Below are 22,691 nucleotides of genomic sequence, written 5' to 3' on the forward strand. Positions count from 1 at the left end.
AGCGACGAACGCTGCGCTATGCTTCGCGCCGTTGCGCACCGGCGTCGATCAGCGTGGTAGAGGGCAGGTGCATGGCCTGAGGCGAAGCTTGCAATGCTGTCGATCGACCCATGGGTCATGTGCAGGGAATTATCGATGGTTCAGGCAAGCAGTTACACCGAGTCCGCGCGACAGCCGGAACGACCGCTGAGTCTGCTGGTGGCCGCGGTCGGAGTCGGCTATGGCGATATCGGTACCAGTCCCTTGTATACCCTCAAGGAAGTCTTTGCCGGGGGGCTAAGGCGTGCCGGTGAACCATGACGGCGTGCCGGGCATTCTCGCGCTGATCTTCTGGTCGCTGCTAGGGGTCGTGTCGATCAAGTACGTGATCTTCATATTGCATCGCCAGGTGGTGCTGCTGACGATGGTGAGCGAAGACCGCCCACGTGTACCGCTCGAAGAACATTTCGAGGTCCAGGCGTATGGTCAAGGTTTCGTCCGCGTGCTCTTGCACTTCGGCTTCATGGACGAGCCCGACGTGCCTGCGGCGCTGGCGCTCTGTCATCTGGAGGGTCTGGACTTCAGCCCGATGCGCACGACCTACTTCCTCAGTCGTGAAACCGTCATCGCTTCTCGTCTCGTCGGCATGGCGCGTTGGCGCGGCGCGTTGTTCGATTTCCTGTTAAAGAACGCCAATGGAAACCTGAGGTTCTTCAACCTGCCGCTCAATCGGGTGATCGAGCTCGGCACCCAGGTGGAGCTATGAGGTCATTGGAATCCAGAAGCGGAACGCGCGCAGGGTATGCGCGCCCGCTGTCGGAATTATTCCTGGATGGCGACCTTCGCCGCGCTCTGTCGGGCCTGGATCTGCTCGATCAGACGCTTGGCCAGGGCAGGGTAATCCTCGTCGAAGTGGTGACCGCCTGGTAGTTGCAGGCGTTCGCCGACGGCGGTAGGGGCGGTGCAGCCGCTCTCGTCGCTTTCCTCGACGCCGTAGATGCAGACCACCTTGGCCGCGGGCAACCTGGCCATCTCCGGGCCGGTAGGCGCTTCATTGCCATCCTTGCCAAGCCAGCCCTCGACTTCGATCTCGAAGCTGCCGCTACGGGCGAACGCCAGCAGGATCACGGCGTCTACCCGCTGCTGGTCCTTGGCTGCCAAGCGATTGTAGATCGCGGGCAGGACGTCCGCGCCAAAGGAGTATCCAGCCAGTACGAAGCGCTTGGTGCCCCATTTCTGCCGATAGTGCTGGATGAGTTCGGACAGGTCCTCGGCGCTCTGTTCCGGGCTCTTGTGCTGCCAGTAATAGCGCAGGGTATCGATGCCCACCACGGGATAGCCGAGCTTGGCCATTTCGCCCGCCACGTTGCGGTCCAGATCGCGCCAGCCTCCATCGCCGGACAGAAACAGCGTCACGGTATCGGTCGTCTGTCCGGCCGGCACTTCCACCACCGGAATGTTCAGGGCGTTGCCGTCCCGACCAACCAGCGCTTGTGTCAGTTGCGCCTTGAGGACCTGCGGCAGGTGGATGTCGTAGTCGCTGATGCTGGTCTGGGCATTGGCCTGTTCGCGCACGAAGGCAGCACTGGCATCATCGGGATTATCGTTCCAGGCGACGCTCCAGTGACCATGGGCGGCCGAGTGTGGCAATTGCGTGCATTGGTCCTGCTCCAGGCTGAAGCCGACCGAGATGGCTTGGGCTCGGTCATCCGTCTGCCCGGCGAGCCAGCGCCACGCCTGGCTCGCGCCAGGACCAATGCCGGCCACCAGGCTCGGCTTGTCGGACAGCTTATCGAGGGCCTGCGCGACTGCTTGCCGCTGCGCGTCACAGCTGCCCTGGGGCAGGATGACCTGCACCAGTTGCGCATTGCCCATCTGGCTCAGATCGAGCAGTTGCCTGTCGTTCAGTGCCTGATCCTGCGGTACGGCAATGGCGACCCAGGACTTGGCATGCGCGCCCGGGGTGGCGCGCGTCAGGCTGCTGCCGTCGGCAAGCGTCAGGTGCTCAAGGTGTGCGGCCGGCGTCGGGCGCGTCCACGCCCAAAAGCCGATAATGGCCGCCAGCAAGGCCACCAGCAGGGCGCAGAGAATGTGCAACCAATAACGTCGGATCATCAGCGTTTCACCAGTCCAGTCAGGCCGCCGGCAATCAGGGCAGCGGTATCGGCCAAGGCCACCAGCGGGTCCAGTCCGGCAGGCACGGCCATGTAACGGGGCTCCCAGTCCGGCTGGAACTTGTCCTTGAAGCGGCGCAGGCCCTGGAAGTTGTACAGTTGCTCTGCGCGCCGGAATACCAACGAGCCCAGGCGCTGGGTCAGGGGCGCGCCACGGCGTGGTTGCAGGCCCGAAAGAGGCACCATGCCCAGGCTGAAACGCGCGCAATCCCGGCTTTTGTAATGCAGGATCAGGCCGACCATCATGAACTCCATGGTGAGCCTGGGCGCCTGTGGGTGGGCGCGCATCAGGTCGAGGCTGGCCAACTCGTTGCTGTGGGTTTCCAGGAGGTTGGCAAAGGCCACCGGCCGGCCCTGGAAACGGATCACGGCGATGCGGAAATGTTGCAGGTAGTCATGGCTGAATCGCCCCAGGGAGAAGCCTTTCTCGCGTACATTCTTGTTGCCCAGCCAGGCGTCGGAGATTTCCTTGAGCGCCTCCATGGGTGCCAGGCCGGGCTCATGGATTTCCAGGCTCAAGCCATCCCTGCTTCCGCGGTTCCAGGTGTAGCGCAGGTCCTTCATCTCTTTGCCCTTGGCTTCGAGGTCGAATCGCCGCAAGTCGACGCGCGCCTCTTCGCCAAGCTTGATCGCGGTCAGGCCGATGTCCATATAGAACGGCAGGTTTTCCGCGCGCACTTGATAGAACACAGGGCGAGCGTGGTGGATGTCGCACAGGTCGCGGAATTGCCAGATCATTTCGGCGCGCGCCTGGGTGGGGCCGATAGGGTCGTAAAGCGCTACCAAGCTTCGGCCACGACGGGCGTACATGAGGAAGGCATTGCCCGAAGGATGGAACAGCAGTGCCTTGTCACCCGTAAGGGCCAGCCCGCCGTCGGGCTGGTCCGAAGCCAGCAGGATGCGCTGAGCGCGCTGCAGTTGCGCTTCGTCCGGTAGGTGAATGACCGGGCGAGCGGTGCGCAGCAGCCAGGTCAAGGTGACGATCACCAGCAGCACCGCGCTGCCCAGGATCCCTCGCAATCCACGAGGCGCGTCGGCATCGAGGGTGAACTGCCACCACAGTTCGTGGCTGTAGGGTACATCCTGATAGGCAAACAGCAGCAGCCATACCGAGGCGCCTACCACGCACGCGCTGGCCACCAGATACACCGGTGAGAAAGGCAGTTCCAGCAATCGGCTGGGCCGGTAGAACGAGCGGCGGAACAGTGCGAGCAGCGAGGCGGTAAAGGCCAGGATGGACGCTTCCTCCCAGTCGAAGCCCTTGAGCAGCGACAGGACGACACCGAGCAGGAGCAGGACGGTGGTCAGTAGCCAGGCAGCTGACAGACGGCGCCGCAAGCCCTGGGCCAGCAACAGGCACAGCACGCCGATCAGGCTGGCGCCGAAGTGCGAGGCGTCGATGAGTCGATGAGGGATGAGAAAACCCATGTGTTCAAGGCGTGTATCGATTTCCGGGGTAGCGCCGGAAAACAGCAGCACTACGCCAGACAGGAACACCAGGATCGCCAGGACAGGCGCTGCCAGGCCTGACGCTGCCTTGATGGCTTGCTTGGCAAACAGCAAGCGACGCGCTTCGCTGACTAGCAGCAACACACAGGCCAGCAACAGCGGCAGTACCACATAGATCAGACGATAAAGCAGCAGGGCGGCGGCCAAAGGAGCGGCACCCAACTGATTGGCGAACGCTGCCAGCAGAACCGCCTCGAAGACGCCGACCCCGCCCGGTACATGGCTCAGGACGCCGGCCGCGAGGGCCAGTAGGTAAACCAGCATGAAGGCGCCAAAGGGCGGTGCCTGCGGCAACAACAGGTAGAGGACGGTGGCGGCGACGGCAACGTCCAGAGCGGTGATCAGCAGTTGCAGGGCGGCCAGGCGCGCGTTGGGCAGGCGAAGCGTGCGACGGCCCAGTTGTACGAGAAGGTTGTCAGCCACTGGCTGCTCGGCCAAGCGTCGACGATACAGGCCGAAGATGACCGCGCCCGATACCAGCAGCACGCTGACGGCGATCACGCCGAGCGGCAATGGCGGCAAGCGCAACGCGCCGGTTGCGGCCGGCAGGTCGGCCAGCGTAGCGATCGCTGCCAGGACGGGCAGGGCGCAACCCAGCGAGAGGCTGGCGAACACCGTCATGCGTGCTACTTCCGCGGCACCCAGCCCGTGACGGGCATACAGACGATAGCGTACCGAGCCACCGGACAGCATCGACAGGCCCACCGCATTGCCGATCGCGAAAGCGCTGAAGCCGCCCAGCACCAAAGTGCGACGAGGAAGCTGCACGCCAGCGAAGCGGCTTGCCGACCATTCATAGCCGAGCAGTACCACGAACCCCACCACGGTCGCCGCCAGTGCTTCGATCAACGTACGTGCGGGGATGTCGAGCATGGCATCGTGCAGGGCAGTCATGTCCAGCTCATCGAGCAAGTGACGGCATGCAATCAAAGCCAGGGTGAACAGCAGCAGCATCAGTGCCAGGCCGATGGGTTGACGGTAGCGGCTGATGCGCTCCAGCCACGGCAGCCGCTGTGCTGCGGCGGGCAACGTGTCGGTTATCGACACTTGGGGTTCAGGCAGTGCAAGAGTCATCGATAACCCCGAGCGATCGGCGCCAGGCGAGAGTGGAGTGTGGCCAAGTTGAGAGCCCTCTGGGAAACGTATCCAGATATTACTCCGGCTCGGAGCGGTTTCACCGGATCGAGAGGGTTAAAGAAAGTTCATGCTTCCCGATGCGACCTTGGGGATGCGGGCATGCTTGATTGATGAGCGCAGGGGCGATGAGAGGAGGGCTTGGTAAGTTTCCAGGATCCGGAAACAACAAACCCCGCGCTGTTCGAAACAGGCGGGGTTTGTTCTGACGAATATGGTTGCGGGAGCCGGATTTGAACCGACGACCTTCGGGTTATGAGCCCGACGAGCTACCAGACTGCTCCATCCCGCGTCAGAGGTGCGCATTCTACAGCCTTGCGCTTGGCCGTCAAGCCTTGATCGTTGATTTTCTTAAGGTTTTATCACCGGCAATAAAAAAGGCCACTGTATGTACAGTGGCCTTTTCAATTTGGTTGCGGGAGCCGGATTTGAACCGACGACCTTCGGGTTATGAGCCCGACGAGCTACCAGACTGCTCCATCCCGCGTCTGAGGTTGCGCATTCTACAGCCTTTCGCTTTGCCGTCAAGCGCTGATGATGGATGTGCTTGAATATTTATTGATAGCAACAAAAAAGGCCACTGCATGTGCAGTGGCCTTTTTAATTTGGTTGCGGGAGCCGGATTTGAACCGACGACCTTCGGGTTATGAGCCCGACGAGCTACCAGACTGCTCCATCCCGCGTCTGTGATTCCGAATTCTACGGATTTTATTCCCCATGTCAAGCTTCTTCCTGGAAAAATCTTTTGGCGTCAACCTCTTACGCTTCTGATTTACCGCGCAAGGCAGCAATAACGGGGGTTGTAGCTCGATCGCCACAGATGTGCCGGTACTGGCAGCCTTCGTCGCGGGCAGATACCATGCGATCTGTATGAATTTACAGTACTGTTGGTCATCCATGTCTCTGCGCAAGATTATCCACATCGACTGCGATTGCTTCTATGCGGCTATCGAGATGCGTGACGACCCGCGCCTGGCCGGTCGGCCCATGGCGGTGGGCGGTTCCGCGGAGCGGCGTGGGGTTATCGCCACCTGCAATTATGAGGCGCGTGCCTACGGTGTGAGGTCTGCCCTGTCGTCACGCCACGCGATGAAGCTGTGCCCGGACTTGTTGATCGTCAAGCCGCGTTTCGAGGCCTATCGCGAAGCCTCTCGGGAAATTCATGCCATCTTGCGCGACTACACCGAGCTGATCGAACCCTTGTCGCTGGATGAGGCCTATCTGGATGTAACCGACAGTCAGTGGTTTTCCGGCAGCGCCACACGCATTGCAGAGGATATTCGTCAACGGGTGGCGCGCAAGCTGCATATCACCGTGTCGGCAGGAGTCGCGCCGAACAAGTTCCTGGCCAAGATCGCCAGCGATTGGCGCAAACCCAATGGTCTGTTCGTGATCACGCCGCCGCAAGTGGAAGCTTTTGTCGCCGAGCTACCGGTCAACCGACTGCACGGCGTGGGCAAGGTGACCGCCGACAAGCTTGCGCGGCTGGGCGTCGTCACCTGTCTCGACCTGCTTGGCTGGACGCGACATGCCCTGGCGCGCGAGTTCGGTAGTTTTGGCGAACGGTTGTGGGGGTTGGCACGGGGTATCGATGATCGGGCAGTGCAGAACGACAGCCGCCGACAGTCGGTCAGTGTCGAAAGCACCTACGACAATGACCTACCGGATCTGGCTGCCTGCCTGGAAAAGCTCCCTGATCTGCTGCTCAGTTTGAATGAGCGGATGGCGCGCATGGATAGCAGCTACAGGCCAGGCAAACCGTTCGTGAAGGTCAAGTTCCATGATTTCAGTCAGACCACCCTGGAACAGGCGGGGGCGGGGCATGACCTCGACAGTTATCGGCAACTGCTCAGCCAGGCCTTTGCCCGTGGCGGCAAGCCCGTGCGCTTGTTAGGGGTGGGGGTGAGGTTGCTGGATCTGCGGGGCGCCCATGAACAGTTGGAGCTGTTCACGCCGGACTAGAAAAGCTGGCAACAAGCCTGTATCGATTTGTCGGGTCTGGTAACGCTTGCGCTGATCTCATCACGCGGCGTACCGGAGACCCGGCAAACCCGCGATGGGATCGGCGCAAGACCCCGATGCTCGAGTGACAGTGTCCCGACCAGCGCCGACCTGGGTCATTGCGTGCCCGGGTCCGCAACCAGGCGCCCGGTAGCCTTGGTCAGCGATTGCAGAAACTCCTGTTGCAGTTCCGGATCGTTGCGGGTCAACTCGATCAGGCTCTGCTCCAGTTCGCTGGCTTCCTCTTCCAATCCGAGCTCCGACAGGCGTTTGACTCGATGTACCCACTGGGACACCTCATCGTCTTCCAGGTCATCGAAGATCAGGTCGTGAGCTTCGAGCAGCTTGCTGCGCAGATTACCGCTGACCAGCAGGCTGGCATCGGCGCGAACACCGTTATCTTCGTCATGCACTTGCAGATGCAGGGTGCCGACGCGGCTGATGTTCTGTTCCGAAAACGGCGCATCGAGCAGGTTGAGGCGCAATATGCCCATTCTGTCGGTGGTCAGCTCATGAGTCAGCGCACCCGCCTTGACCTCCACCAGCCGCTCGCTCCACGGCAGGCTGGTGTATTCCTCGCGTTTGTCCTTCTGCAGTTCGCTGATGCCGGCCAGGTTCTGCTGGGCACGGCCGTTGGACTGTACGTTCATGAACGGGTTGAGCCCGGCCACGCCGTAGTCCAGCCAGTCGCGCGTCACGCTGTCCGGCAGGTTGCCCAGGGCGAACACGTTCACCACGTTGGCTCCCAGGCCGGCAATCACCGCGACTGCGCCAAGAGGGATCTCGTAGACCTCCCGCCATGGCTGGAACGGCGTATAGCGGTCATAGCGACGTGTCACCTCGAATTCGGTGACCTCGAAACGCTTCTGCTCGCTGATACGTACGCGCCGCTGGGGAAGCTCCATGACGTTCGGCTCGCCCACATCGATCTGCAGGCTGTGTTCGAGCAACTTGCGCTCGACACGGTCCTCCTGCTCGCTGCGCTGGGACATCTGGTTGGCGCAGCCGCTGACCAGCAGAGCGCCGCACAGGACAGCGCTCCCCAGGGTAAAGGTACTTCGCTTGGACATGATCACTCGTGCCTGGGTTGGCTATCAGCGACGGATACGCGCTTGCAGGAAGGTTAATACTTCGGCCACTGGCAATGGCTGGGCATCCTGCTCGGTGCGGTGCTTGTACTCCAGGTTGCCCTCGGCCAGGCCGCGGTCACTGACCACGATGCGGTGAGGAATACCGATCAGCTCCATGTCGGCGAACTTGATGCCTGGGCTGGTCTTCTTGTCGCGGTCGTCCAGCAGTACTTCGAAGCCGGCCGCCGTCAGTTCGGCATAAAGCTTGTCGGTGGCTTCACGAACAGCGTCGGTTTCGTAGCGCAGAGGCACCAGGGCAATCTGGAAGGGCGCCAGGCCATCGCTCCAGATAATGCCTTTGTCGTCGTAGTTCTGCTCGATGGCAGCGGCCACCACGCGGGACACGCCGATGCCATAGCAGCCCATGGACAGTACCACCGGTTTGCCGTTCTCGCCCAGCACCTGGCACTTGAGCGCCTCGCTGTACTTGGTGCCAAGCTGGAAGATGTGGCCGACTTCGATGCCGCGCTTGATCACCAGGGTGCCCTGGCCATCCGGGCTAGGATCGCCTGCCACGACATTGCGCAGGTCGGCGACTTCGGGAACCGGCAGGTCACGCTCCCAGTTGACGCCGAAGTAGTGCCTGTCGTCGATGTTGGCGCCGACGGCGAAGTCGCTCATCAGGGCTACGGAGCGGTCGATGATGCATTCCAGCGGCAGGTTCAATGGGCCGAGCGAACCGGCGCCGGCGCCGATGGCGGCGTGCAGGTCGGCTTCGGTGGCCATTACCAATGGATCGGCGACCTGGGACAGCTTGGTCGCCTTGATTTCGTTCAGCTCGTGATCACCGCGCACCACCAGGGCGATCAGCTTGCCTTCCTCGGCGCCTCGGACGATGAGCGTCTTGACCGTCTTCTCGATCGGCAGATCGTGGTGTTCGACCAATTGCGCGATGGTCTTGGCCAGGGGCGTATCCACAAGGCGCAGCTCTTCCGTAGGCGCAGGGCGCACGGTCTCGCGTGGTACGGCCTCGGCTTTCTCGATGTTGGCTGCGTAATCGGAAGTGTCACTGAAGATCACATCGTCTTCACCGGACTCGGCCAGGACGTGGAATTCGTGGGAATAGCTGCCGCCAATGGAGCCGGTATCGGCCTGCACAGGACGGAAATCCAGACCCAGGCGGGTAAAGATGTTGCTGTAGGCCTGGTGCATGCGGTCGTAGGTTTCCTGCAGGGAAGCCTGGTCGGCATGGAAGGAGTAGGCGTCCTTCATGATGAACTCGCGGCCGCGCATCAGGCCGAAGCGAGGACGGATCTCGTCACGGAACTTGGTCTGGATCTGATACATGTTAAGCGGCAGCTGCTTATAGCTGGAGAGCTCGTTGCGCGCCAGGTCGGTAATGACCTCTTCATGGGTCGGACCCACGCAGAAATCGCGGCCGTGCCGGTCTTTCAAGCGCAGCAGCTCGGGGCCATACTGCTCCCAGCGGCCGGATTCCTGCCACAGTTCGGCAGGCTGGATGCTCGGCATGAGCACCTCCAGGGCACCGGCGGCGTTCATTTCTTCACGCACCACGGCCTCGACCTTGCGCATCACCCGCAAGCCCATCGGCAGCCAGGTGTACAGGCCGGAGGCCAGTTTGCGGATCATGCCGGCACGCAGCATGAGCTGGTGGCTGATGACCACTGCATCGGCAGGGGTTTCTTTCTGGGTGGCGAGCAAATATTGACTGGTGCGCATGGTGGGCCGTGTCGATTGCCTGAGACGTTGAAAAGACCCCGCATTGTACGGGGGCGAGATGAAGGCGTACAGGATGCCCCAGGGTGTGGCGCTTGTCAGCCAAGAAAAAGCCCGGCATCGCTGCCGGGCTGTTTCAAGAGCGACGCTGCGAGCCGAGGGCTTACAGGATGCTCAGCGGGTACTCGACGATCAGGCGCAGTTCGTCGATCGATGGGGATCCGTAGTAGACGCCATCGTTGGAACGGTAGGTGGCTTGGCGCACACGCAGGCTGAGGTCCTTGGCGGGACCTTCCTGGAGCACATACTTGATGTCGATGTCGCGTTCCCATTCCTTGCCGCTGTCGGTAGTGGCGGTATTGGCGCCGGTACCGCGGATATAACGGGTCATGAAGGTCAGGCCGGGTACGCCGAACTCGGCGAAGTTCAGGTCATAGCGAGCCTGCCAGGACTTCTCGTCTTCGGCGTTGAAGTCGGAGCGGGCCACGGAGTTGGCCAGGAAGACGGTACCGCCGCCATCCACGCCATAGCCGTAGTCACCGTCGCCAGTCACGCGCTGGTAGGCCAGGGTGAAGGTATGGGCGCCGAAGTTATAGGCGCCGGACAGGCTGAACGCGCGGTTGTCCAGCTTGGTGGTGTCGTCGTCCGACGAGCGTTGCAAGCCGGCGCCATCGCTCTTGGTGTCATAGATGTTGAAGTCGAACACCAGGCCCTGCTTGTCGTCGATCGGCAGCGCCCAGTTGACGTTGGCGTAGTACTTGCGCCAGTAGTCTTCGACCTTGGAATAGTAGAGGCTGGCGCTGAGGCTGTCGTTGAAGGAGTAGGTACCGCCTACAACGTTGGCTTCTTTCAGGTGCAGGCTGTCACGGAAGGTCTGTGCCTGGGCGTTGAGCGCGGTGAAGCGACCCGCGTTCAGGGTCAGGCCTTCGATTTCGTTGCTGGTGATCAGCGCGCCTTCGGCGACTTCCGGCAGCAGGCGGCTGTCGTCTGTAGCGAATACCGGCAGCGCGGTAAGCTGGTGACCGAACTTGAGCACCGTGTCGGAGACGCGGAACTTGACGGCAGCGCCGGCTTCGGAATAGTCATCCTCCGCTCGGCCATCGGAACCGACCGGCAGCACGCCGGTACCGGCGCGGCCGCGACCGCTGTCGAGCTTGAGGCCGAGCATGCCGATGACGTCCACACCGACGCCGACCGTGCCTTGGGTGAAGCCCGATTCGAAGGTGCCGAGGAAGCCCAGGCCCGTCTCTTCGGCACGGCTCTGCGCGCCGCTAGGCACATTGCGGAAGTCGCGGCTGAAATACAGCATGCGGGTGTTGACGTTGAGTTTGCTGTCTTCGACGAAGCCCTTGGCTTCATCCTGCGAAGAGGCAATTGCCAGTTGCGAGGTCCCTGCGGCAACGGCCAGGGCGATCATGCTCCACTTCATCACGCGCATCGTGACTTGCTCCTTTGGTTTTAGGAAGAGTACTGCTGTGCCCAACTGTTCTAGTTATCTGGGCCAGCTCTTTCTTGTTATGTCGGCGAAGATGTATATCACGCTGACGGGTCATGGCGACATCGTGAAGTTATGCTCTTTGGAACTTCATGTAATGCCGCTTTAAATAAACTCCATGTCGCAACTCTCGTCCCCATAAAAGGTACGAACAGTCAACGTCATTCATCTTCTTGAAACGTTTGTTACGGTTCGTTCGGTCCAAGCCTGCGGTCCGACCTGCGGCGCATCGCCTGTCTGGGCGGTTTCGCTGATGCAGGTGTCGTGCCGACTCTGATCGATGGAAATGCAACAAGCGTGCACAACTGAGGCTCAGTGTTGATGAAATTTTCACATTTATAAGACGGCAGTGGCAAAACCCCTATAAACCCTAGGCGAACCCTGTCTGATGGTGTGCCAGAAGACGGCTTTTCCCTGACGTTCGAAGCCGCTTTGGAAGTCAAAGCGTTACCGTCGTCGACCTGAGTTGGGTAGTTTGTGCCACGCAAGTGTGGCGACGTTGACGCTCTCAGCCTTGTTTTGGTGCGAAAAGTAGCGCTGCGTTACCTGACCTTGACCGACAGGGCCCTGCACCTGAACCACAACGGTGCATCAATGCGGCGAGAAGGTGGTACCGACTGTGAAAAGCCCTGAAGCAAGGTATCCTTCGGCGCCTGGCCGTACCTGGCGGTCGGATTCGATGTTCAGAAGGAGGTACGCCGTGTTCACCCTGGATTCAAGACTGAAAGAGGATTCCCTGGTCCTGGGGGATTTTCCGTTGTGCCGCTTGTTGTTGAGCAAGGATGCACACTATCCCTGGTTCATCCTGGTGCCTCGTCTGCCCGATATCAGCGAGCTGTTCGAGCTCGATGAACAGCAGCAGCGACAGTTGTGGGAGGAAACCACTTACCTGGCCGAGCAGCTCAAGATCGCCTTCAGCGCCGACAAGATGAACGTGGCTACCTTGGGTAATGTGGTCAGTCAATTGCACATGCATGTGATCGTTCGTTACCGAGACGACGCCGCCTGGCCGGCACCGGTATGGGGCAGGCAGCCAGCGGGACACTATACGCAAGAGCAGGTCGAAGGCATTCGTCAGCGCCTGCGTCCGGTGTTGGGCAATGATTTCATCTTCACGGAGGTTTGAGATGACTCTGGAAGCACGTGTGATGGAGCTGGAGAGCCGTATGGCATTCCAGGACGATACCCTGCAGGCACTCAACGATGTGCTGGTCGAACAGGCTCGAGTCGTCGACCGCCTGCAGTCGCAGATGGCTGAATTGCTCAAGCGGTATGAGGAGATGGTCGGCCAGTACGAGGCTGGTGAAGATGAGCCACCGCCGCCGCATTACTGAGTCGACGATGGCTGCCGTGGGGAGCAAAGGCTCCCACGGGAGGGGGTGTCAGCGACGCGTCACGGCAATGACATCTTCGGCCTGCAGGCCTTTGTCGCGGTGCATCACCGAAAACTCGACACGTTGACCTTCGACCAGCACCCGATGACCCTCGCCACGGATGGCGCGGAAGTGCACGAAGATATCGTCGCCGGAATCACGGGATATGAAGCCGAACCCCTTGGAAGTGTTGAACCACTTGACGGTACCGGTATCCCGGTTGCCGTTGTCGTACTGAGGGGCTTGCACGCTGTGCGCCTGTCTCGTTGTGGGAATGAAGCCGGCAACGAGATGCAGGACCACGGCCAGCGCGGCGCAGCCCAGGGCGGGCAGATCGCCCAGTTCCGGACGGGCGAGCAAGGTGACGGTCTGCAGGATCACCGCCAGTACCAGCAGAGCGCTGGCCAGTTGTTGCAGTGTCTGCCGCAGACCGGGGGCATACCGTGGCAGCGCCGGGGCCAGCAACAGGTTGAGCAGGCCCAGCAGGCCCAGGTAGATGGCTTCGGGTTGGAGTGCGAAAGGAATTGCATCGGTTCTGAGGCTGGGTATGAACGACAGCAGCAAGGCTGCTACGCCCGTCACCAGGTGGACGATCTTGTACATGAGATTTGGCTCGCATTCGATAAGGCCGATCACGGGAAGAGCTGGCAGCACGGTGCGCGTGAGGTATGAAGCGCGAAAAAGTGGCACGCCAGCCTATGCACCCGGCAATGACAATCCGCACGGGTGGCACGCTGCCTATTTAACAGCAAAGGCGGAGGTATCTCAAATTAGGGGCACCAATGGCATTGGACTGCCACAGGTCGCATGCAGCTCGTCGAAAGTCTTGGTACAGTGTTTCCTGTTTGTTTGATCACCACGCCTTGTGCAAAGGGGTACTTCATGGCAATCGATATCGGTATCAATGAAGAAGATCGCAAGTCCATCGCCGATGGGCTGTCCCGGCTGCTGTCGGATACGTACGTGCTGTATCTGAAAACCCACAACTTCCACTGGAACGTCACCGGTCCTTCATTCCGCACCCTGCATCTGATGTTCGAGGAACAGTACACCGAGCTCGCCCTGGCCGTCGATTCGATCGCCGAGCGTATTCGCGCCCTCGGCTTCCCGGCGCCAGGTTCCTATGCCTTCTACGCCCGCCACTCCTCGATCAAGGAGGAAGAGGGGGTGCCAAGCTCCGATGAAATGATTCGCCAACTGGTCCAAGGCCAGGAGGCGGTGGTGCGCACTGCGCGCAGCATCTTCCCCGCGGTCGAAAAGGTCAGCGACGAGCCAACTGCCGACCTGCTCACCCAGCGCATGCAGGTCCACGAGAAAACCGCGTGGATGCTGCGCTCGCTGCAAGTCGAGCAATGATTCCTGCTTGATCCGCACGTCCAGGTGCAAAGATGCCCGGTTCCAGTCGATGGAGCCGGGCATCTTCATTCAGGGCGGAAGATTTTGCCGCTGTCTTCGGTATCGACCGCAGCGCTTCATTGGGGATAAGCGTGCCGTGAGGCACGCCTTTCATCCGTCGAAGGAGCCAAGCAATGGAAGCGGTGCCGAGCAGGAACATCCAAGGTATTTGCCAAGGGCGGTGGCCCGGCAAGCAGTGTATCGACCCGTTCGAAGCGGATTTCGACATGGCACAGGCATGTCCCGTCGCGCGTTCGGTGCGCCTCAATGGCTTTGCCACCTGCCTGCGTCTGGAAGCGGTCTACTGGCGGATTCTCGAACGCATTGCCGAGGCCAATCACTGCTCGGTCAGTGCAGTCCTGTCCTACGTCGACCGAGAGGTGCATCTGCGTTACGGTGGCGTGAGAAACTTCAGCGGCCTCATTCGGGTGATCTGCGTCAACTGGCTTCTCGATCCGCCGGCGGCGCACTGATCGGCAGGCGGGCTGCACAGCCCTCCTTAACCATATATAATCACGCCTTTTGCTGCCCCCGGCGGCCAGCGTAGTGGTTGACGAGAGACCTCCATGCCCCTTTATGACTATCAATGTGCATCCTGCGATCACCAGATGGAAGTGCTGCAGAAGATCAGCGCCGCGCCATTGACCGACTGCCCCGCCTGCCAGGCGCCAGCGCTGAAGAAGCTGCTGTCCGTGCCAGGCTTTCGCCTGAGCGGTACGGGCTGGTACGAAACCGACTTCAAGACCGGCGCCAAGAAGAATCTCGCAGGCGGCGACAAGGCCGACTGAGTTGAATTGCATTGCCTGGGTCTTGCACTATTAGCCTCTTGGGCGGCCAAGACCTCCACCGAATACACGAATCACGAGAAGCGAAACCACCATCATGATGCGCAGCCATTATTGCGGCCAGTTGAACGAGAGCCTGGACGGCCAGGAAATCACCCTTTGCGGCTGGGTACATCGTCGCCGCGACCACGGCGGGGTGATCTTCCTCGATATCCGTGATCGCGAAGGCATGGCCCAGGTCGTCTTCGACCCGGACCGCGCTGAAAGCTTCGCTGCCGCCGACCGCGTGCGCAGCGAATACGTGGTGCAGATCACCGGCAAGGTGCGTCCACGTCCGGCGGGTGCTGTGAACGCGAACATGGCGTCCGGCGCCATCGAAGTGCTTGGTTACGAGCTGACCGTGCTCAACGAGGCGGAAACCCCTCCATTCCCGCTCAATGAATACTCCGACGTCGGCGAGGAAACCCGCCTGCGCTACCGCTTCATCGATCTGCGTCGCCCGGAGATGGCCGAAAAGCTGCGCCTGCGTTCGCGCATCACCACCAGCATTCGCCGCTTCCTGGACGAGAACGGTTTCCTCGACGTCGAGACGCCAATCCTGACGCGCGCCACCCCGGAAGGCGCTCGCGACTACCTGGTGCCAAGCCGCACGCACGCCGGTAGCTTCTTCGCGCTGCCGCAATCGCCTCAACTGTTCAAACAGTTGCTGATGGTCGCCGGCTTCGATCGCTATTACCAGATCGCCAAGTGCTTCCGCGACGAAGACCTGCGCGCTGACCGCCAGCCTGAATTCACCCAGATCGACATCGAAACCAGCTTCCTGGACGAGTCCGAGATCATGGGCCTGACCGAAAGCATGATCCGCAAGCTGTTCAAGGAAGTGCTCGACCTGGAGTTCGGCGAGTTCCCGCACATGACCTTCGAAGAAGCCATGCGCCGTTACGGTTCCGACAAGCCAGACCTGCGTAACCCGCTCGAGCTGGTGGACGTTGCCGATCAGCTCAAGGAAGTCGAGTTCAAGGTCTTCAGCGGTCCGGCCAACGATCCGAAATGCCGCGTCGCCGCATTGCGCGTGCCGGGCGGTGCGAGCATGCCGCGCAGCCGTATCGACGAGTACACCAAGTTCGTCGGCATCTATGGTGCCCGCGGCCTGGCGTACATCAAGGTCAACGAGCGCGCCAAAGGTGTCGAAGGCCTGCAGTCGCCGATCGTCAAGAACATCCCTGAAGCCAACCTCAACGTGATCCTCGATCGCGTCGGCGCGGTCGACGGCGACATCGTGTTCTTCGGTGCCGACAAGGCCAAGATCGTCAGCGAGGCCCTGGGCGCGCTGCGGATCAAGGTCGGTAACGACTTCAACTTGCACACCTGCGAGTGGGCACCGATGTGGGTCGTCGACTTCCCGATGTTCGAAGAGAACGAAGACGGCAGCTTCACCGCGCTGCACCATCCGTTCACCGCGCCGAAGTGCACCCCGGCGGAGTTGGAGGCCAACCCGGCTACCGCCTTGTCCCGTGCCTACGACATGGTCCTGAACGGTACCGAACTGGGTGGCGGCTCGATCCGTATTCACCGCAAGGAAATGCAGCAGGCCGTGTTCCGCCTGCTGGGCATCGAGCCAGCGGAGCAGGAAGAGAAGTTCGGCTTCCTGCTGGACGCCCTGAAGTTCGGTGCGCCGCCGCACGGTGGCCTGGCCTTCGGCCTCGACCGCTTGGTAATGCTGATGACCGGCGCCCAGTCGATCCGTGAAGTGATCGCCTTCCCGAAAACCCAGAGCGCCGCGTGCGTCATGACCCAGGCGCCTGGCCTGGTCGACGCCAAGGCCTTGCGAGAGTTGCACATTCGCCTGCGCGAGCAGACCAAGGTCGAGTAAGCGGGCCCAGGGCGCATCCTTCGGGATGCGCTCTTGCGTTCAGGCACAGGATTTTGTCGTCTCGCCCCGTGGGCGGGACCAGATTTTTGTTTCAGAGGATTTGGAGTCGTTATGGCTGGTCATTCCAAGTGGGCGAACATCAAGCACCGCAAAGAGCGCCAGGATGCCAAGAGAGGCAAGATCTTCACCAAGTGGATCCGTGAGCTGACCGTGGCCGCCAAGCAAGGGGGCGGCGATCCCGCGGCCAACCCGCGCTTGCGTCTTGCCCTGGACAAGGCGCTCGGCGCCAACATGAGCCGCGATATCATCGATCGCGCCATCGCTCGTGGCGCCGGGACCGCTGAAAGCGACAACGTCGAAGAGCTTACCTACGAGGGCTATGGTCCTGGTGGTGTGGCGATCCTGGTCGAGACCATGACCGACAACCGCAACCGGACCGCCGCCGCCGTCCGTCATGCCTTCACCAAGTGCGGAGGCAACCTCGGTACCGACGGTTCGGTTGCCTATCTGTTCGAGCGCAAGGGTCAGATCAGCTTCGCCGCTGGTCTGGACGAGGACGCGCTGATGGAAGCCGCCATGGAGGCGGATGCGGACGATGTCGTCAGTCACGAGGACGGCTCCTTCGACGTGTTCACCTCGTTCAGCGGTTTCTATGCGGTGCGCAGTGCTTTGGAAGAGGCCGGCTTCAAGGCCGCCGACGCCGAAATCGTCATGCAGCCGACGACCAGCGCGGAATTGGATCTGGAGGGTGCGGAGAAGGTGCTCAAGCTCATCGACATGCTCGAGGATCTCGATGACGTGCAGAACGTCTACTCCAATGCCGAGATCCCCGACGAAGTCCTGGAAAAACTCGGCTAAGGTTGACTCCAGGGCTATCTAGAGGCCGGAGCTGCCTGTGCGCCATGCGCCACGGGCGGTTCCGGCTTCTGTATTTCCGGCGCATCAAATGATGCGCCCTTTGCATGCAGGCGTTATGACTCTGATTCTTGGTATCGACCCCGGTTCGCGCATTACCGGCTACGGCGTGGTGCGCCATACGCCGCGCGGGTGTGAATACGTGGCGTCCGGCTGTATCCGCACCGGCGCGGGTGAACTGCCCGAACGCTTGCAGATCGTTTTTCGCGGTGTGCGCGAAGTCATCCGGCAGTATGGTCCGGTGACCATGGGCATCGAACGCGTGTTCATGGCCCGTAACGCCGACTCGGCGCTCAAGCTCGGGCAAGCCCGCGGTGCCGCCATCGTCGCGGCGGTGGAGGAGGGCCTGGAGGTGGCCGAATACAGCGCGACTCAGGTCAAGCAAGCTATCGCGGGCACGGGTGGGGCGAACAAGGAGCAGGTGCAGATGATGGTCATGCATCTGCTGAAGCTTACTCAGAAGCCGCAGATCGATGCCTCCGATGCCCTGGCCATCGCCATGTGCCATGCCCATACGCAGTCCAGCCTGGTGCCTCATGGCCTGGCGACGGCGCGACGTCGCGGCGGGCGCTTGCGCCTGTAGGCGCTTCATGCGCTGATACATATTTTGTCCGGGTGAAACGTTCACCTGTCGTATTTGCTGATAGGGTTGTCCGGTCATTGACCGGCCCCGAGAGGAAGGATCGGAACGTGATTGGACGCTTGCGCGGGACCCTGGCGGAGAAACAGCCGCCGCACCTGATTGTCGACGTCAATGGCCTGGGCTACGAGCTCGAAGTGCCCATGACTACGCTGTACCGCTTGCCGAAGGTAGGCGAGCCGGTCACGTTGCACACTCACCTGGTCGTTCGCGAGGACGCCCACCTGCTTTATGGCTTTCATGAAAAGCGCGAGCGCGAGTTGTTCCGCGAGCTCATCCGCCTCAACGGCGTCGGGCCGAAGCTGGCCTTGGCATTGATGTCCGGCCTCGAGGTCGATGAGCTCGTGCGTTGTGTCCAGGCCCAGGATACCTCGGCACTGGTACGTGTGCCGGGGGTCGGCAAGAAGACAGCCGAGCGCCTGCTGGTCGAGTTGAAGGATCGCTTCAAGGCCTGGGAGACGTCGCCCGCGATGTTCACCCTGGTCTCCGACGGTCCCGTGCCGATCGGCGGTACCGCCAGCGCCGAGGCCGACGCGGTCAGCGCGCTGGTCTCCCTGGGCTACAAGCCGCAGGAAGCCAGCAAGGCCGTGGCGGCCATCGAAGGCAAGAGCGGCCTTAGCAGTGAAGACCTGATACGTCGCAGCCTCAAGGGGATGATTACCAAGTGATCGAAGCCGACCGACTGATAGCCGCCACAGGACGCGATCGCGAGGAAGTCCAGGACCGAGCGATACGACCCCTGCGTCTTGACGAATACATCGGTCAGCCGGTGGTTCGCGAGCAGATGGCATTGTTCATCCAAGCCGCCCGTGGGCGTAACGAATCCCTGGACCATACGCTGATCTTCGGACCACCCGGCCTTGGCAAGACGACCTTGGCCAATATCATCGCCCAGGAAATGGGCGTCTCGGTGAAGAGCACCTCTGGCCCCATCCTCGAGCGTCCCGGGGACCTGGCGGCCATGCTGACCAACCTCGAACCCCATGATGTGCTGTTCATCGACGAGATCCATCGCCTGTCGCCTGTCGTCGAGGAAGTGCTCTATCCCGCGATGGAGGACTTCCAGCTGGACATCATGATCGGCGAGGGGCCGGCAGCCCGCTCGATCAAGCTCGATCTGCCGCCGTTCACCCTGGTGGGGGCCACCACCCGCGCGGGCATGCTGACCAATCCCCTGCGCGACCGCTTCGGTATCGTTCAGCGCCTGGAGTTCTACAGCAACAAGGACCTGGCGACGATCGTCATCCGTTCCGCGGGTATCCTCGGCCTGGTGATCGAAGAGCAGGGCGCTTTCGAGATAGCGCGGCGTGCCCGAGGCACCCCGAGGATCGCCAACCGCCTGCTGCGGCGCGTGCGCGACTATGCCGAAGTGCGTGGCAAGGGCCAGATCACCAAGGCCGTGGCCGACATGGCGCTCAATCTCCTGGATGTCGATGAGCGTGGTTTCGATCATCAGGATCGGCGCCTGCTGCTGACGATGATCGAGAAGTTCGACGGCGGGCCGGTGGGGGTCGACAACCTGGCCGCGGCGATCAGCGAGGAGCGGCATACCATCGAAGATGTGCTCGAGCCCTATCTGATCCAGCAGGGCTACATCATGCGTACGCCACGCGGACGTGTGGTCACGCGGCATGCCTATCTGCACTTCGGGCTGAACATTCCGGGCCGCTTGGGCGAGGATGCGAATTTTTCCGTCTCTGGCGATGAATGACAGATCGAAACGGGGTTTTCGTGGTCCTACCGCAGGCACCCCGTCCGAGCGCTGGCAATCCGACATTATCGATGAAAAACAGTTGCCGGGGCGGATTGGCAAGCTGAGGAGTAAGCACTAGAGTATGCGCGCGCAAAATGGAGCGGAATCGTTCGCACATCGTTGTCGAGTCTATTACGAGGACACCGATGCGGGCGGCGTGGTGTATTACGTCAACTACCTGAAATTCATGGAGCGTGCGCGCACCGAGCGGTTGCGCGATCTTGGCTTTTCCCAGTCTGAACTCGCGGGGCAGAATCTGCTGTTCGTGGTGCACTCCAGTGAGGCGCGCTACCACGCGCCGGCACGTCTGGACGATGAACTGCGGGTGACCGCACAAGTACTTGAATTGAATCGCGCCAGCCTGCGCTTCGTGCAGCAGGTCTGGCGCGAGAAAGATGAAACGCTGCTCTGCGAAGGGCAGTTCCTGGTGGCCGCGGTGCGCGCCGACACATTCAAACCCCGGGCCATGCCCCCTGAGCTCAGAGATGCTTTCAGGCGGGATGGCACGGGTACTCAATCGAACGCAGGAGATTAAGCGTGGAAGCTAACGTCGTCGACCATACCTCCATGTGGAGCTTGGTCAGCAATGCCAGCATCGTGGTGCAGCTGGTGATGCTGATTCTGGTTGCTGCATCGGTGACCTCGTGGGTCATGATTTTCCAGCGCAGCAACATGCTGCGCGCCGGTCGTCGTGCGCTGGATGCCTTCGAGGAGCGCTTCTGGTCGGGTATCGACCTGTCCAAGCTGTACCGTCAGGCAGGCAGCAATCCAGATCCGGATTCGGGTGTGGAGCAGGTGTTTCGTGCAGGTTTCAAGGAGTTCTCGCGTCTGCGTCAGCAGGCGGGCGTCGACCCTGACGCGGTCATGGAAGGCGTAGGCCGCGCGATGCGCGTGGCTATCTCGCGTGAAGAAGAAAAGCTCGAGCAAGGCCTGCCGTTCCTCGCGACAGTCGGCTCGACCAGTCCGTACATCGGTCTGTTCGGTACCGTCTGGGGGATCATGAACTCCTTCCGTGGCCTCGCTTCCGCCCAGCAGGCGACCCTGGCCACCGTTGCGCCCGGCATCGCCGAGGCACTGATCGCCACCGCGATCGGCCTGTTCGCGGCGATCCCGGCCGTTATCGCCTACAACCGTTTCGCCGCCCGCAGCGAAACGCTGATTGGCCGTTACTACACCTTTGCCGATGAGTTCCAGGCAATCCTGCACCGCAAGGTGCACACCAGCGAAGAGTGATCAGGTAAAAAACCATGGCCCGAGTTCGCCACAAACGCAAGCCGGTCGCCGAGATGAACGTAGTGCCCTACATCGACGTGATGCTGGTGCTGCTGGTCATCTTCATGGTGACCGCCCCCATGCTCAATCAGGGCGTGAAGGTCGACCTGCCCAAGGTTTCCAGCGAAGCCTTGCCGCAGGACAACAATGTCCAGATCCTCACCATCTCGATCAAGGCTGACAAGACCTACTACTGGAACCTTGGCAGTGAAGTGGACACCGAAAAGCAGATGGACAAGGCCATGGCCTTGCCGGAAATGACCAGCGCCGTCACCAAGATCATTGCCGCCGGGCGTGATCAGGGCAAGCAGACCCAGGTCTTCATTCGTGGCGACAAGAGCGTCGACTACGGTGCGGTAATGGGCGCCATGGGCGGGTTGCAGCAGGCCGGTGTCGGTAACGTTGGTCTGATTACCGAGGCGCCCTGATGCAACAGCGAGAGCCCTCCGCCTCGGAAAGCTACTTCTGGCCCAGTGTCTGGGCCATTGGCCTGCACGTGCTGGTGTTCGGCATGCTGTTCGTCAGTTTCGCCATGACGCCCGAACTGCCGCCGTCCAAGCCGATCGTTCAGGCTACGCTCTATCAGCTCAAGTCCAAGAGTCAGGCGACGACCCAGACCAATCAGAAGATTGCCGGGGAAGCCAAGAAGACCGCTTCGCGTCAGACCGAAGTCGAGCAGATGGAGCAGAAGAAGGTCGAGCAGCAAGCTGTGAAGGCCGCGGAACAAAAGAAAGAGGAAGCCGCTCAAAAGGCCGAGGCCGCACGCGAGGCCGCTGAAGCCAAGAAGGCCGAACAGGCCGAGAAAGCCGAGCAGGCGAAGAAGGCTGAAGAAGCGAAGGCTACCGAGACCAAGAAAGCAGCCGAAGCCAAGAAGGCCGATGAGGCGAAGAAGGCCGCCGAGAAGCAACAGGCCGATATCGCCAAGAAGAAGGCCGAGGAAGAGGCCAAGAAGAAAACTGACGCGGAGGCCAAGAAACAGGCTGCCGAAGAGGCCAAGAAGAAAGCCGCCGAAGACGCGAAGAAAGCCGCGGAAGACGCCAAGAAGAAAACTGTAGAAGACGCCAAGAAAAAGGCAGCCGAGGACGCCAAGAAGAAGGCGGCGGCCGAGGATGCCAAGAAGAAGGCCGCGGAAGAGGCCAAGAAGAAAGCGGCAGCCGATGCGGCCAAGAAGAAGGCGGCGGATGCAGCCCGCAAGGCGGCGGAAGACAAGAAAGCCCAGGCCCTGGCCGAGCTCCTGTCCGACACCACCGAGCGGCAGCAGGCGTTGGCCGATGAGCAGGGCGATCAGGTAGCCGGTGATTTCGACGACCTGATCCGCATGCGCGCATCCGAAGGCTGGGCTCGCCCACCGTCCGCGCGCAAGGGCATGGCGGTAGTGCTGCAGATCAACATGTTGCCGGATGGCACCATTACCAATGTGAGCGTATCGCGCTCGAGCGGCGACGGACCGTTCGACAGTTCGGCGGTCGCGGCCGTGAAGAACATTGGTCGATTGACCGAGATGCAGGGTCTGAAGCCAAGCGATTTCAACTCCTACCGTTCATTCAAGATGACATTTACACCTGAGGATCTTGCGTTGTGATTAA

Annotated in this window: 22 protein-coding genes, 3 tRNA genes and 1 pseudogene; 17 read left to right on the plus strand and 9 right to left on the minus strand. The window is 61.2% G+C overall.

What is annotated here, in order from left to right:
• Positions 1–135: 135 nt before the first annotated feature.
• On the plus strand, positions 136–300 hold the full coding sequence (locus G7009_RS06265) for a KUP/HAK/KT family potassium transporter (RefSeq protein WP_181129049.1): 165 nt from the start codon (positions 136–138) through the stop codon (positions 298–300).
• 73 nt (positions 301–373) lie between these two features.
• Positions 374–745 (plus strand): annotated as a pseudogene (locus tag G7009_RS06270) (KUP/HAK/KT family potassium transporter); the annotation flags it as partial.
• 56 nt (positions 746–801) lie between these two features.
• On the opposite strand, the gene G7009_RS06275 reads toward G7009_RS06270, so the two are convergent.
• The 5 genes from G7009_RS06275 to G7009_RS06295 all read right to left on the minus strand — a co-directional run bounded on the left by G7009_RS06275 (position 802) and on the right by G7009_RS06295 (position 5,479).
• Complete coding sequence (locus tag G7009_RS06275) at positions 802–2,094, minus strand: virulence factor family protein (protein WP_181129050.1); 1,293 nt, start codon at positions 2,092–2,094, stop codon at positions 802–804.
• Positions 2,094–4,736, minus strand: a complete 2,643-nt coding sequence (gene mprF / locus G7009_RS06280; protein WP_181129051.1) for a bifunctional lysylphosphatidylglycerol flippase/synthetase MprF — start codon at positions 4,734–4,736, stop codon at positions 2,094–2,096. The genes G7009_RS06275 and mprF overlap by 1 nt, the downstream gene beginning before the upstream one ends.
• A gap of 275 nt (positions 4,737–5,011) precedes the next feature.
• Positions 5,012–5,088, minus strand: a tRNA-Met gene (locus G7009_RS06285).
• Between the two features lie 118 nt (positions 5,089–5,206).
• Positions 5,207–5,283 (minus strand) — tRNA-Met (locus tag G7009_RS06290).
• A 119-nt stretch (positions 5,284–5,402) separates the two neighbouring features.
• Positions 5,403–5,479: transfer RNA gene (locus G7009_RS06295), tRNA-Met, on the minus strand.
• Positions 5,480–5,699: 220 nt separating this feature from the next.
• On the opposite strand from G7009_RS06295, the gene dinB reads away from it, so the two are divergent.
• Entirely contained in the window at positions 5,700–6,758 is a 1,059-nt protein-coding gene (dinB, locus tag G7009_RS06300) for a DNA polymerase IV (RefSeq protein ID WP_181129178.1), read from the plus strand.
• A gap of 155 nt (positions 6,759–6,913) precedes the next feature.
• Here dinB and G7009_RS06305 read toward each other — a convergent pair whose 3' ends face one another.
• The 3 genes from G7009_RS06305 to G7009_RS06315 form a co-directional block, all read right to left on the minus strand.
• Positions 6,914–7,867 carry a hypothetical protein gene (locus G7009_RS06305; RefSeq protein WP_181129052.1) on the minus strand — a complete coding sequence of 318 codons (954 nt, stop codon included), beginning with the start codon at positions 7,865–7,867 and terminating at the stop codon, positions 6,914–6,916.
• A 24-nt stretch (positions 7,868–7,891) separates the two neighbouring features.
• Positions 7,892–9,607, minus strand: a complete 1,716-nt coding sequence (locus G7009_RS06310) for a proline--tRNA ligase (RefSeq protein WP_181129053.1) — start codon at positions 9,605–9,607, stop codon at positions 7,892–7,894.
• Positions 9,608–9,767: 160 nt separating this feature from the next.
• A complete protein-coding gene (locus tag G7009_RS06315) occupies positions 9,768–11,042 on the minus strand; it encodes an OprD family porin (RefSeq protein WP_181129054.1) in 1,275 nt (424 codons plus the stop codon).
• A gap of 757 nt (positions 11,043–11,799) precedes the next feature.
• On the opposite strand from G7009_RS06315, the gene G7009_RS06320 reads away from it, so the two are divergent.
• Together G7009_RS06320 and G7009_RS06325 are read left to right on the plus strand one after the other, a co-directional pair.
• Positions 11,800–12,225 (plus strand): HIT family protein, encoded by a 426-nt coding sequence (locus tag G7009_RS06320; RefSeq protein WP_181129055.1) that lies wholly within the window; start codon positions 11,800–11,802, stop codon positions 12,223–12,225.
• A 1-nt stretch (position 12,226) separates the two neighbouring features.
• Positions 12,227–12,433 carry a SlyX family protein gene (locus G7009_RS06325; RefSeq protein ID WP_181129056.1) on the plus strand — a complete coding sequence of 69 codons (207 nt, stop codon included), beginning with the start codon at positions 12,227–12,229 and terminating at the stop codon, positions 12,431–12,433.
• A gap of 48 nt (positions 12,434–12,481) precedes the next feature.
• Here G7009_RS06325 and G7009_RS28015 read toward each other — a convergent pair whose 3' ends face one another.
• Positions 12,482–13,075 (minus strand): cold-shock protein, encoded by a 594-nt coding sequence (locus G7009_RS28015; protein WP_181129057.1) that lies wholly within the window; start codon positions 13,073–13,075, stop codon positions 12,482–12,484.
• A 279-nt stretch (positions 13,076–13,354) separates the two neighbouring features.
• Here G7009_RS28015 and G7009_RS06335 point away from each other — a divergent pair, with 279 nt between their 5' ends.
• From G7009_RS06335 to tolA, 12 genes are all read left to right on the plus strand, one after another.
• Complete coding sequence (locus tag G7009_RS06335) at positions 13,355–13,828, plus strand: Dps family protein (protein WP_181129058.1); 474 nt, start codon at positions 13,355–13,357, stop codon at positions 13,826–13,828.
• Positions 13,829–14,001: 173 nt separating this feature from the next.
• The gene (locus G7009_RS06340) at positions 14,002–14,340 is read left to right on the plus strand and encodes a ribbon-helix-helix domain-containing protein (protein ID WP_181129059.1); all 339 of its coding nucleotides are present in this window, start codon (positions 14,002–14,004) and stop codon (positions 14,338–14,340) included.
• Between the two features lie 93 nt (positions 14,341–14,433).
• Positions 14,434–14,655 carry an FmdB family zinc ribbon protein gene (locus G7009_RS06345; protein ID WP_181129060.1) on the plus strand — a complete coding sequence of 74 codons (222 nt, stop codon included), beginning with the start codon at positions 14,434–14,436 and terminating at the stop codon, positions 14,653–14,655.
• 94 nt (positions 14,656–14,749) lie between these two features.
• Positions 14,750–16,525, plus strand: coding sequence for an aspartate--tRNA ligase (gene aspS / locus G7009_RS06350; protein ID WP_181129061.1), 1,776 nt, complete (start codon positions 14,750–14,752; stop codon positions 16,523–16,525).
• 111 nt (positions 16,526–16,636) lie between these two features.
• On the plus strand, positions 16,637–17,383 hold the full coding sequence (locus tag G7009_RS06355; RefSeq protein ID WP_181129062.1) for a YebC/PmpR family DNA-binding transcriptional regulator: 747 nt from the start codon (positions 16,637–16,639) through the stop codon (positions 17,381–17,383).
• Positions 17,384–17,498: 115 nt separating this feature from the next.
• Positions 17,499–18,023: a crossover junction endodeoxyribonuclease RuvC gene (gene ruvC / locus G7009_RS06360; RefSeq protein WP_181129063.1), complete on the plus strand. Its 525-nt coding sequence runs from the start codon at positions 17,499–17,501 to the stop codon at positions 18,021–18,023.
• A gap of 107 nt (positions 18,024–18,130) precedes the next feature.
• Positions 18,131–18,748 (plus strand): Holliday junction branch migration protein RuvA, encoded by a 618-nt coding sequence (ruvA, locus tag G7009_RS06365; protein ID WP_181129064.1) that lies wholly within the window; start codon positions 18,131–18,133, stop codon positions 18,746–18,748.
• Positions 18,745–19,791 (plus strand): Holliday junction branch migration DNA helicase RuvB, encoded by a 1,047-nt coding sequence (gene ruvB, locus G7009_RS06370; RefSeq protein WP_181129065.1) that lies wholly within the window; start codon positions 18,745–18,747, stop codon positions 19,789–19,791. The genes ruvA and ruvB overlap by 4 nt, the downstream gene beginning before the upstream one ends.
• Positions 19,792–19,915: 124 nt before the next feature.
• Positions 19,916–20,368, plus strand: coding sequence for a tol-pal system-associated acyl-CoA thioesterase (gene ybgC, locus G7009_RS06375; protein ID WP_181129066.1), 453 nt, complete (start codon positions 19,916–19,918; stop codon positions 20,366–20,368).
• A gap of 2 nt (positions 20,369–20,370) precedes the next feature.
• Entirely contained in the window at positions 20,371–21,066 is a 696-nt protein-coding gene (gene tolQ, locus G7009_RS06380) for a protein TolQ (protein WP_181129067.1), read from the plus strand.
• Between the two features lie 14 nt (positions 21,067–21,080).
• Positions 21,081–21,533: a protein TolR gene (gene tolR / locus G7009_RS06385; protein WP_181129068.1), complete on the plus strand. Its 453-nt coding sequence runs from the start codon at positions 21,081–21,083 to the stop codon at positions 21,531–21,533.
• Positions 21,533–22,687 carry a cell envelope integrity protein TolA gene (tolA, locus tag G7009_RS06390; protein WP_181129069.1) on the plus strand — a complete coding sequence of 385 codons (1,155 nt, stop codon included), beginning with the start codon at positions 21,533–21,535 and terminating at the stop codon, positions 22,685–22,687. Before tolR ends, tolA begins: the two co-directional genes overlap by 1 nt.
• The last annotated feature ends 4 nt before the right edge of the window (positions 22,688–22,691 follow it).

Origin of the sequence: Pseudomonas capeferrum (genome assembly GCF_013523055.1) — a bacterium.
Classification (GTDB): Bacteria; Pseudomonadota; Gammaproteobacteria; order Pseudomonadales; family Pseudomonadaceae; genus Aquipseudomonas; species Aquipseudomonas capeferrum_A.

Coding starts and splice junctions, on each gene's coding strand:
- G7009_RS06265 (WP_181129049.1), top strand. CDS start 136: ATGGTTCAGGCAAGCAGTTACACCGAGTCCGCGCGACAGCCGGAACGA.
- G7009_RS06275 (WP_181129050.1), bottom strand. CDS start 2,094: ATGATCCGACGTTATTGGTTGCACATTCTCTGCGCCCTGCTGGTGGCC.
- mprF (WP_181129051.1), bottom strand. CDS start 4,736: ATGACTCTTGCACTGCCTGAACCCCAAGTGTCGATAACCGACACGTTG.
- G7009_RS06305 (WP_181129052.1), bottom strand. CDS start 7,867: ATGTCCAAGCGAAGTACCTTTACCCTGGGGAGCGCTGTCCTGTGCGGC.
- G7009_RS06310 (WP_181129053.1), bottom strand. CDS start 9,607: ATGCGCACCAGTCAATATTTGCTCGCCACCCAGAAAGAAACCCCTGCC.
- G7009_RS06315 (WP_181129054.1), bottom strand. CDS start 11,042: ATGCGCGTGATGAAGTGGAGCATGATCGCCCTGGCCGTTGCCGCAGGG.
- G7009_RS06325 (WP_181129056.1), top strand. CDS start 12,227: ATGACTCTGGAAGCACGTGTGATGGAGCTGGAGAGCCGTATGGCATTC.
- G7009_RS28015 (WP_181129057.1), bottom strand. CDS start 13,075: ATGTACAAGATCGTCCACCTGGTGACGGGCGTAGCAGCCTTGCTGCTG.
- G7009_RS06335 (WP_181129058.1), top strand. CDS start 13,355: ATGGCAATCGATATCGGTATCAATGAAGAAGATCGCAAGTCCATCGCC.
- G7009_RS06340 (WP_181129059.1), top strand. CDS start 14,002: ATGGAAGCGGTGCCGAGCAGGAACATCCAAGGTATTTGCCAAGGGCGG.
- G7009_RS06345 (WP_181129060.1), top strand. CDS start 14,434: ATGCCCCTTTATGACTATCAATGTGCATCCTGCGATCACCAGATGGAA.
- aspS (WP_181129061.1), top strand. CDS start 14,750: ATGATGCGCAGCCATTATTGCGGCCAGTTGAACGAGAGCCTGGACGGC.
- G7009_RS06355 (WP_181129062.1), top strand. CDS start 16,637: ATGGCTGGTCATTCCAAGTGGGCGAACATCAAGCACCGCAAAGAGCGC.
- ruvC (WP_181129063.1), top strand. CDS start 17,499: ATGACTCTGATTCTTGGTATCGACCCCGGTTCGCGCATTACCGGCTAC.
- ybgC (WP_181129066.1), top strand. CDS start 19,916: ATGCGCGCGCAAAATGGAGCGGAATCGTTCGCACATCGTTGTCGAGTC.
- tolR (WP_181129068.1), top strand. CDS start 21,081: ATGGCCCGAGTTCGCCACAAACGCAAGCCGGTCGCCGAGATGAACGTA.
- tolA (WP_181129069.1), top strand. CDS start 21,533: ATGCAACAGCGAGAGCCCTCCGCCTCGGAAAGCTACTTCTGGCCCAGT.